Origin of the sequence: Streptomyces macrosporus (assembly GCF_039533145.1) — a bacterium.
Taxonomy (GTDB): Bacteria; Actinomycetota; Actinomycetes; order Streptomycetales; family Streptomycetaceae; genus Streptomyces; species Streptomyces macrosporus.
On record NZ_BAAASZ010000020.1, the window covers coordinates 323,987 to 333,455 of the forward strand.

5 protein-coding genes and 1 riboswitch are annotated in these 9,469 nt (G+C 75.7%); all 5 genes read left to right on the top strand.

Annotation, left to right across the window (positions count from 1 at the left end; translation table 11 throughout):
- Window positions 1-95 precede the first annotated feature (95 nt).
- A riboswitch (cobalamin riboswitch) is annotated at window positions 96-221 on the bottom strand.
- A 602-nt stretch (window positions 222-823) separates the two neighbouring features.
- The 5 genes from ABD335_RS13565 to ABD335_RS13585 all read left to right on the top strand — a co-directional run bounded on the left by ABD335_RS13565 (window position 824) and on the right by ABD335_RS13585 (window position 9,457).
- Entirely contained in the window at window positions 824-2,422 is a 1,599-nt protein-coding gene (locus tag ABD335_RS13565; protein ID WP_344322536.1) for a peptidoglycan-binding protein, read from the top strand.
- A gap of 235 nt (window positions 2,423-2,657) precedes the next feature.
- Window positions 2,658-5,375 (top strand): class III lanthionine synthetase LanKC, encoded by a 2,718-nt coding sequence (gene lanKC / locus ABD335_RS13570; RefSeq protein WP_344322537.1) that lies wholly within the window; start codon window positions 2,658-2,660, stop codon window positions 5,373-5,375.
- Window positions 5,372-5,494, top strand: coding sequence for a SapB/AmfS family lanthipeptide (locus ABD335_RS13575; RefSeq protein ID WP_344322538.1), 123 nt, complete (start codon window positions 5,372-5,374; stop codon window positions 5,492-5,494). The genes lanKC and ABD335_RS13575 overlap by 4 nt, the downstream gene beginning before the upstream one ends.
- Before the next feature lie 160 nt (window positions 5,495-5,654).
- Window positions 5,655-7,499, top strand: coding sequence for an ABC transporter ATP-binding protein (locus tag ABD335_RS13580; protein WP_344322539.1), 1,845 nt, complete (start codon window positions 5,655-5,657; stop codon window positions 7,497-7,499).
- Window positions 7,496-9,457 (top strand): ATP-binding cassette domain-containing protein, encoded by a 1,962-nt coding sequence (locus ABD335_RS13585; protein ID WP_344322541.1) that lies wholly within the window; start codon window positions 7,496-7,498, stop codon window positions 9,455-9,457. Before ABD335_RS13580 ends, ABD335_RS13585 begins: the two co-directional genes overlap by 4 nt.
- The last annotated feature ends 12 nt before the right edge of the window (window positions 9,458-9,469 follow it).

Below are 9,469 nucleotides of genomic sequence, written 5' to 3' on the forward strand. Positions count from 1 at the left end.
CGCCGCACGGGGCACACCGGGCTCGGCTCCGCACTCCTCGACGGTGCCGGTACCGGGGCCGCCGCCCCGCCGTGCGGCGGAGGCACCGGCTCCGGGAGCCTGCTCGTGCCCGGGCGGGTGCTCCGGCTGGCACGGCGGGCGGGATGCGTCCGCCGTGTTCACGGTTGCGGGTCAGCGCCGGATTCGCACCGGCTTCCCCCACTCGGGCACGTGACGTTCGTCGGCTCACTCTAACGGGCCGGCGACCCGGCTCCGCCGGTGGTGGGAGCGGGATCACACCCCGGTCCGGGCCGTTCGACGCCGCCGGGGGAGCATCTCCCGCGCGCCGTCGGGGAGTTGGGGCACGTCCTCTCGCGGAGCGGTCGCGCCGGGGCCCCGAGGCCGCCGCCGAGCCCTTTCGACAAGCCCCTTCGGAGAGGGGCGGAAAGGTGGCCGAAGGGCGGATCGGGCGGACCTTTCCGTTTCCTTCCCGGATTTCTTCAGTGGTTCACACCAAAGAATTCCTCGCTTTTTCCGCGCAATTCGTTGACGCGCGTAGCGTCGACCGGCGAGGCTCGGGGGTCGCGGAATCCCCCGGCGCGTGGACGGTCGCGCCGGGTGAGACGTCCGTGCAGGCGGTGGCGGTGGTCCGGGTGGGGATTCGGGTCTCGGCGCCTTTTCCCGGACCCCGCCTCCGAATTCCCTGCGAGCGGTGGACGAAATCGCGGGGAACACCCGGAACATTATTGACGTGTACATGGCTTGCCGGTAGAAAGCCTTCCATCCACCGGCGTGAGCGAGCCATCGATGCTCACCCCCACGCGCATGCTGACCTGGAGGAAGAATGTCCCGACGCCCCACGGCCCCAAGACGGCCCGCCGCCATCGCGCTCGGCGGCCTGGCCGTCGCCGCGCTGCTCCTCACCGGCGGTCCCGCGGGCGCCGCGCCCGCGGACCCCGCGCCGCCCGCCCCGATGAACCGGGCGTTCGCCCAGGCCGCCGAGGAGTTCCAGGTCCCGCGCGACCTCCTCGTCGCGGTCGGCTACGGGGAGACCCACCTCGACGGCCACGACGGGAAGCCCAGCCACGCGAACGGCTACGGCGTGATGCACCTGGTCGACAACCCCGACCACCGCACCCTGGAGCGGGCCGCCGAACTCACCGGCGAACCGGAGGCCGACCTGAGGCGGGACACCGCGGCCAACATCCTCGGCGGCGCCGCCGTCCTGCGCGCCTACGCCGACGCGTCCGGCCTGGACGCCGCCGAACGCCGCGACGTGGACGCCTGGTACCCGGTGGTGGCCCGCTACAGCGGCGCGGACGACGCCCGCACCGCCCGGCTCTACGCCGACACCGTCTACGACTTCCTGGCGGACGGCTTCAGCGCCCTCACCCCGTCCGGCGAACGGGTCACCGTGAAGCCGCGGGACGTCGACCCCGAACTGGGCCGCTACGCCAAGGTCCGCTCCCTGGACGACCCCGCCGAGGCCGCCGCCTCCTCCGAGGCCGGCACCCTGAGCACCGACTACCCGCCCGCCCTGTGGGTGCCTGCCTACTCCGGCAACTACACCGTCGGCCGCTCGTCCGCCATCACCCACGTCGTCGTCCACGTCACCCAGGGCTCGTACGCCGGGTCGATCAGCTGGTTCCAGAACCCCGACTCCAACGTCAGCGCCCACTACGTGATCCGCTCCTCCGACGGGCAGGTCACGCAGACGGTCCGCGACCGCGACACCGCCTGGCACGCCAAGTCCGGCAACCCGTACTCCATCGGCATCGAGCACGAGGGCTACGTCGACAACCCCTCCTGGTTCACCGACGCCATGTACCGCTCCTCGGCCGCGCTCACCCGCCACCTGTGCGACCGCTACGGCATCCCCAAGGACCGCACGCACATCGTCGGCCACGTCGAGGTCCCGGGGAACGACCACACCGACCCCGGTCCCAACTGGAACTGGACGTACTACATGCAGCTGGTCCGCGGCGGTGACGCCACCCCGCCCGTCCAGCTGAACTTCACCTCCTACGACACCCTGCGCAGCGGCTCGACCGGCGCCCAGGTCAAGGCCGCCCAGCACCTGCTGAACCAGCACGGCTTCAACGCCGGCACGGTGGACGGCGTCTTCGGCGCCGGCACCGAGAGCGCGGTGAAGGCGTTCCAGGCCAACCGCGGCCTGACCGCCGACGGCGTGGTCGGCGCCCGCACCTGGACGGCCCTGCTGTCGGCGGGCACCAAGCCCGTCCTGAAGCAGGGGAGTTCGGGCGCGGACGTGGAACGGCTCCAGCGCGCGCTGACGGCCGCCCTCGGCCGGACCGTCGGCATCGACGGCCTCTTCGGCACGAACACCGACACGGCCGTCCGCGACTACCAGCGCACCCGCGGCCTGACCGTGGACGGCATCGTCGGCAGCGGGACCTGGGGAGCCCTCCAGGCCGGCAGGTGATCCGCGGGACGCCCCTCCGCACGGCGCCTCACCGGTCCGCACCACCCCGCGGTGGTGCGGACCGGTGCGTCACGGGAGCCCGCGCGCGTCCCGCGTGACACCGCCGTCACACGCTTGTTACTCGTGCGTTTCTCACGGTCGAGTCGTGACAGCTGTGACTGTTCCGTCACCCGCCGCGCATGGAAAAGTCATGGCCGTCGCCGCAAGTGCAGCCGGACGAGCCGAAGGGGGAGCGATGAGCAAGGGTTACGCCGTCTTCTGCGACGCGGACCGCTGGTTCTACGACGCCCCCCACCGCATCCCGGACGACGCCGAGCGCACCGGCGGCTACGAGGCCGCGCGCCGCCCCGCGCCCGAGGGCTGGCAGCGTCACCGCTCCGGCGACTGGCTGGCCCTGCGCCCGCTGGACGCCGAACTGCCCAAGCAGGGCTGGAAGATCCACGTCTCCGCCTGCCTGGACAACGCCGAGAAGGTGCTGGAGACGGTCTGGGACTACTGCGTGCCCCGCGGCATCGCCTTCAAGTTCATCCCGAACCGCTACCTGCTGCACAACCGCAACGCCAAGTACGCCGACCGCGGCGGCAGCGGCAAGTTCGTCACCGTCTACCCGGCCGACGACGAGCGGTGTCGCGCCATCGCCGAGGACCTGGACGCGCTGCTGGCCGGCGAGCCGGGCCCCTACATCCTCAGCGACCTGCGCTGGGGGAACGGCCCGGTGTACGTGCGCTACGGCAGCTTCACCGAACGGCACTGCTACGACGAGGACGGCGAGCTGCGCCCCGCGATCGAGGACGCCGCCGGCCGCCTGGTGCCCGACCGCAGGGACCCCGCCTTCCACGTGCCGGACTGGGTCGCCCTGCCGGACTTCCTCGCGCCCCACCTCCGGGCCCGCAACGCCACCCGGGTCGGCGACATCCCGTACCGCATCGAGAAGGCCCTGCACTTCTCCAACGGCGGCGGCGTCTACGTCGCGACCGACACCCGCACCGGCGAGCGGGTCGTCCTCAAGGAGGGCCGTCCGCACGCGGGCCTGGCCGCCGACGGAGCCGACGCCGTGACCCGGCTGCGCCGGGAGAAGGAGGCCCTGGAGCGGCTCTCCGGCCTGCCCCAGACCCCCGAGGTGCACGACTGGTTCACCCTCGGCGACCACCGGTTCCTGGCCCTGGAGTACGTCGAGGGCAAGCCGCTCAACAGCTTCTTCGCCCGCCGGCACCCGCTCATCGAGTCGGACCCGAGCCCCGAGCGAATAGCCGAGTACACCGAGTGGGCCCTGCGCGTCCACCGCCTGGTGGAGGAGGCCGTCGAGGCCATCCACGCCCGCGGCGTCGTCTTCAACGACCTCCACCTGTTCAACATCATGGTCTCCGAGGACGAGTCCTCGGTGGTGCTGCTGGACTTCGAGGCCGCCGCCCACGTCGACGAGGGCCGGCGCCAGGTCATCGCCAACCCCGGCTTCGTCGCCCCCGCCGACCGCAGGGGGTTCGACGTCGACCGCTACGCCCTGGCCTGCCTGCGCATCGCCCTGTTCCTGCCGCTGACCAACCTCTTCGCGATCGACCGGGGCAAGGCCGCGCACCTGGCGCGGATCGCCGCCCGGGAGTTCCCCGCCGTACCCCGCGCGTTCCTCGACGAGGCGGTGGCGGAGATCACCCGCGGGTGGCGTCCCCCGGAGCCGGCCGAGTCCGGGGACGCGGCACGGGAGGGGACGGCGGGCACCGCGCCGGGCGACCCCGCGGAGGACTACCTGCCCGCGCACCCCGCCGACTGGCCGCGCAGCCGCGACTCCATGACGCGGGCCGTGCTCGCCTCGGCCACCCCCGAACGCGAGGACCGCTTCTTCCCCGGCGACATCGCCCAGTTCGCCCCCGGCGGCGGCATCTGCCTCGCCCACGGCGCGGCCGGAGTGCTCTACGCCCTGGCCGAGACCGGCGGCGAACGGTGTCCCGACGCCGAGGAGTGGCTGCTGCGGAGGACCAAGGAACCCGCCTCCGGCACACCGCTGGGCTTCTACGACGGCCTGTCCGGCGTCGCCTGGGCCCTGGAGCGGTTCGGACACACCGACCGCGCCCTGGAACTGGTCGACACCATCCTCGCCCAGCCCTGGGACGACATCGCCCCCGACCTGCACGGCGGCCTGTCCGGACTCGGCCTGGCCCTGGACGACCTGGCCGCCGCCACGGGCGAGGGCGTCCTCCACGAGAAGGCGCTGCGCTGCGCCCAACTCGTCGCCGACAAGGCCGACCGGAGCGCCGGCCGTCCCGAACCGGCCGGCAAGGCCGCCAAGGGAGCCCCGCGCGCCGGGCTGCTGTACGGCGCGGCGGGCCAGGCCCTGCTCTTCCTGCGGCTGTACGAGCGCACCGGCCAGCCCGACCTGCTCGACCGGGCGGCCCGCGCCCTCCACCGCGACCTGGACCGCTGCGTGATCAGCGCCGGCGGCGCCCTCCAGGTGGACGAGGGCTGGCGCACCATGCCCTACCTGGGCGCCGGCAGCGTCGGCATCGGCATGGTGCTGGACGACTACGCCGCCCACCGCGAGGACGAGCGCTTCGAGCAGGCGCGGCACGACATCCTCAAGGCCGCCCGGTCCAGGTTCTACGCACAGCCCGGCCTGTTCCGGGGCGTGGCGGGGATGATCCTCCACCTCGCCCGCACGACCACCGGCGAACCCGGCGCCCACGAGGCCGATCTGCGCCGCCAGATCGACTCGCTGACCCGGACCGCCCTCCCGTACCGAGGCCATCTGGCCTTCCCCGGCGAGCAGATGATGCGGCTGTCGACGGACCTCGCCACCGGCACCGCTGGCTGCCTGCTCGCCCTGGGCGGCGCGCTGGGCGACACGCCCGCGCACCTGCCCTTCCTCCCGCCGCTCCGGCGGCCCCAGAGCCGGTCTTCCGTCAGGGAGGCCGTACCAGGAAATCCCGTCCCCACGGAAACGAAAGGAACAGGAAGATGACGCTTCTCGACCTGCAGACCATGGAGACCCCGAAGGACGAGACCTTCACCGGCGGCGGCTCCGAGGCCAGCCTGCTGCTGTGCGGTGACAGCTCCCTGAGCGTCACCACCTGCAACTGACCTCGGCGCCGCGGGGCCTGACTCCGCGGTGGTGAAACGGTCAACGCGGTCCCGGGCGGTCACGACGCCCGGGGCCGCGTCGCCGTTGCCCGTGGTCTACCCCCGTCGCACCGCGCGTATCCCTGCCGCACCGTCCACGGACGCGAGGACCCCACCGCCCATGGCAACCCAGCCCACCGTCCACGGAACCGACGGCGCGTCGGACGGGCCTCCGGCCCCCCCGGAGCCGGACGAGGCCGCCGGACGCGTACCGGCCGACCGCCTCCTGCCGGCCCTGGTCCGCCACAGCGCCGGCCGCGCCGCGGCGATCTGCCTGCTGAGCACCGCTGCCGCCGCCGCCACCATCGCCCTGCCCACCGCCTTGGGCCACACCCTCGACCTGCTGCTGGCGGGGGACGGCGCCGGGGGAGCGTCCCCGTGGCTCGCGCTGTGCGCGGCGCTGGTCGCGGCCGAGGTGCTCCTGGGCGCGGCGACCGCCCTGCTGACCGGCACCACCGGCGCCCGCTCCACCGCCTGGCTGCGCCGCCGCGGCCTGGACCACCTGCTGGCCGTGGGACCGCACCGGGCGGCCCGGTTCGCCCCCGGCGACCTGGTGACCCGCCTGACGGGCAACGCCGCCGAGGCGGGAAACGCCCCCGCGACCGTCGCCGGCGCGTTCGCCTCGCTCCTCACCCCGCTGGGGGCCCTGGTCGCCCTGGCCGTCACCGACCTCTGGCTCGCGGCGGCCTTCTGCGCCGGGGTGCCCCTGCTGGCGCTGCTGCTGCGCGCCTTCGCCCGCAACTCCTCCGACAGCGTCTCGCACTACCAGCGCGTCCAGGGCGAGATCGCCTCCCGTCTGGTCGAGGCGCTCGCCGGCGCCCGCACCGTGGCCGCGGCGGGCACCGTCGACCGCGAGCGCGCCCGCGTCCTGGCGCCGCTGCCCGAACTCTCCGCCCAGGGACGGCGGATGTGGCGGGTGTACGGGCACGCCGTCGTCGGCGGCGGCGTCCTGGTGCCCCTGCTGACGGTCGCCGTCCTGGCGGTGGGCGGCATGCGCCTGGCCGCCGGGCACCTGAGCGTCGGCGAACTGCTGGCCGCGTCCCGCTACACCTCCCTGGCCGCCGGCATCGGCGGGGTGACGAGCCGGATCAGCGCCCTGGTGCGCAGCCGCGCCGCCGCCCGCCGCACCGCCGAACTGCTCGCCGTGCCCCGGCCCGCGCACGGCCGTCGGACGCTGCCGCCGGACGGCACCGGCAGGCTGGAGCTGCGCGGCGTCACCGCCGTGCGCGGCGGACGGGCGGTGCTGAGGGACGTGGACCTGACCGTCCCCGGCGGCACCACGGTGGCCGTCGTGGGGCGCTCCGGCGCGGGCAAGTCCACCCTGGCCGCGCTCGCCGGACGGCTGGCCGACCCCGACGAGGGGCGGGTGCTGCTGGACGGGGTCCCGCTGGACGGGATCGACCCCGCCGAACTGCGCCGGGAGGTCGGCTACGCCTTCGAACGCCCCGCCCTGTTCGGCCCGTCCGTCGGCGAGGCCGTCGCCTTCGGCGCGTACGACCCGGGGCCGGCCGGCGTCGAGGCCGCCGCGCGGGCGGCCGGCGCCGACGCCTTCGTCCGCCGCCTCCCCGCCGGATACGCCACCGCGCTCGCCGACGCGCCGCTGTCCGGCGGCGAACTCCAACGCCTGGGCCTGGCCCGGGCCTTCGCCCACGCGGGCCGGCTGCTGGTGCTCGACGACGCCACCTCCAGCCTCGACAGCGTCACCGAACTCCAGGTCGGCCGGGCGCTGACGGAGCAGGTGCGGGCCGGCACCCGGCTGATCGTCGCCCACCGGGTCTCCTCCGCCGCCCGCGCCGATCTGGTGGTCTGGCTGGAGGACGGCCGCGTCCGGGCCGTCGGCCCCCACGCGGCCCTGTGGGAACTCCCCGGATACCGGGCGGTGTTCGCGGCCGAGGACGTCGGCGAAGCGGCGGCGGACGGAACGGCCGGCGCGGCCGGCGGACCGGCCGGGGAGGGGCTCCGATGAGCCGGGGCGCCCCGGGACCGGCCCGCCGCCTCCTGCCGCGGGCGCTGCGCTTCCTGCGGAACCGCGGGCGCGTACTGGCCCTGCTCGGCGGCTGGTCGCTGCTGGAGTCGGCGCAGACCTTCCTCATCGGCTACGGCGTGGCCCAGGCCCTGGACCGGGGCTTCCTGGCCGGGCGGACCGGGACCGGGCTGGCCTGGCTGGCGGTCGCCGCCGCGGCCACCGTCCTGGGCGGACTGGCCACCCGAGGCGTCTTCCGGGGCCTGGCCGACCTCGTCGAGCCGCTGCGCGACGGGCTGCTGCGCCGCGTGGTGACCCGCGCCCTGCGCCGGGCCGTGGCCGACCCGGCCCGCGCGGACGCCTCGGCCGTCTCCCGTCTCACCCACCAGACCGAACTCGCCCGCGACAGCTTCGCCGGGCTGGTGCTGGTGCTGCGCTCCTTCGTCTTCACCGCGGCCGGGGCCCTGGCCGGACTCGCCTCCCTCGCCCTCCCGCTGCTGCTGGTCGTCCTGCCGCCCCTGGCGCTGGGCCTGCTGCTGTTCACGGCCACGCTGGTGCCGATGGCGGCCCGCCAGCGGGACTTCCTCGGCGCGGACGAGGCCCTCTCCACCCGGTACGGGGCCGTCGCCGCCGGTCTGCGGGACGTGGTGGCGTGCGGCGCCGAGCGGCACGTGGCGGCCCGGACGGACGGCCTGGTCGACGCCGAGGTGGCCGCGGCCCGTTCGCTCGCCCGGTGGGCCGCGGCCCGCACGCTGGCGCTGGGCGTGGCCGGCCACCTGCCCGTCGTCCTGCTGCTGGCCGCCACCCCGTGGCTGCTGGAGCGGGGCGTCACGGCGGGCGCGCTGCTGGGCGCGCTGACCTACCTCACCCAGTCGCTGCTGCCCGCCCTCCACACCCTGATGAGCGCCCTCGGGGCGGCGGGCACCCGGCTGTTGGTGATCCTGGACCGGCTCGTCGGGGACGGCCCGGACGACCCGGACGACCCGGACGACACCGACACCGCCGCCGACACGGACGGCACCGCCACCGGCGCTTCCGGTGCTTCCCGAGGCGGCCCGCGGCACGGCGCGCGGACGGCCCCGCCCCCGGCGCCCGCCGGCCGGAGCGCCGGCTCCCGCGTGGAGCTGCGGTCGGTGACCTTCGCCTACGGACCGGCCGCCCAGCCGGTCCTCCGCGACGTCGACCTGGTGGTCGAACCCGGCGAGCACCTGGTGGTCGTGGGCCCCAGCGGCATCGGCAAGTCCACGCTCGCCGCCCTGGTCGCGGGGGTGCTCGCCCCCGGCGCGGGCCGGGTGCTGGTGGACGGGGAACCGGCCCGGGACCCGGGTCGGGACGCCGAGGCGGCGGCCCGGCTGCGGGTGCTGATCCCGCAGCAGGCGTACGTCTTCACCGGCACCCTCCGCGACAACCTCCGCTACCTGTGCCCCGGGGGGCCGGGGGAGGTGCCGGAGGAGGCCGTGGCCGCCTCGGTGGAGGCGGTCGGGCTCGGCCCGCTGGTGGACAGGCTGGGCGGGCTGGACGCGGTGGTCGACCCGGCGGCCCTCTCCCAGGGGGAGCGCCAACTCGTCGCGCTGGGGCGGGCCCACCTGTCGCCCGCGCCCCTGGTGCTGCTGGACGAGGCGACCTGCCACCTGGACCCGGCGGCCGAGGCGCGCGCCGAGCGGGCGTTCGCCGCCCGGCCCGGCACGCTGGTGGTGATCGCGCACCGGATCAGCTCGGTCCACCGGGCCGACCGGGTGCTGGTGATGGACGGCGCCCGCGCCACGGTCGGGCGCCACCGCGAACTGCTGGACCGCTCGCCCCTCTACCGCGACCTCGTCGGCCGCTGGCACGACGGGGGCGACCGGGCCGGGGACGGCGGAGCCGCGGCCCTCGCCGTGCCCGGCCCGCACGGTCGCGGGGGCGCGGGACCGCACGGCGGTCCGAGGACCCGGTCGGGAGCCCCGCGGCCGGCTCCGTGACCGCGGCCGGGC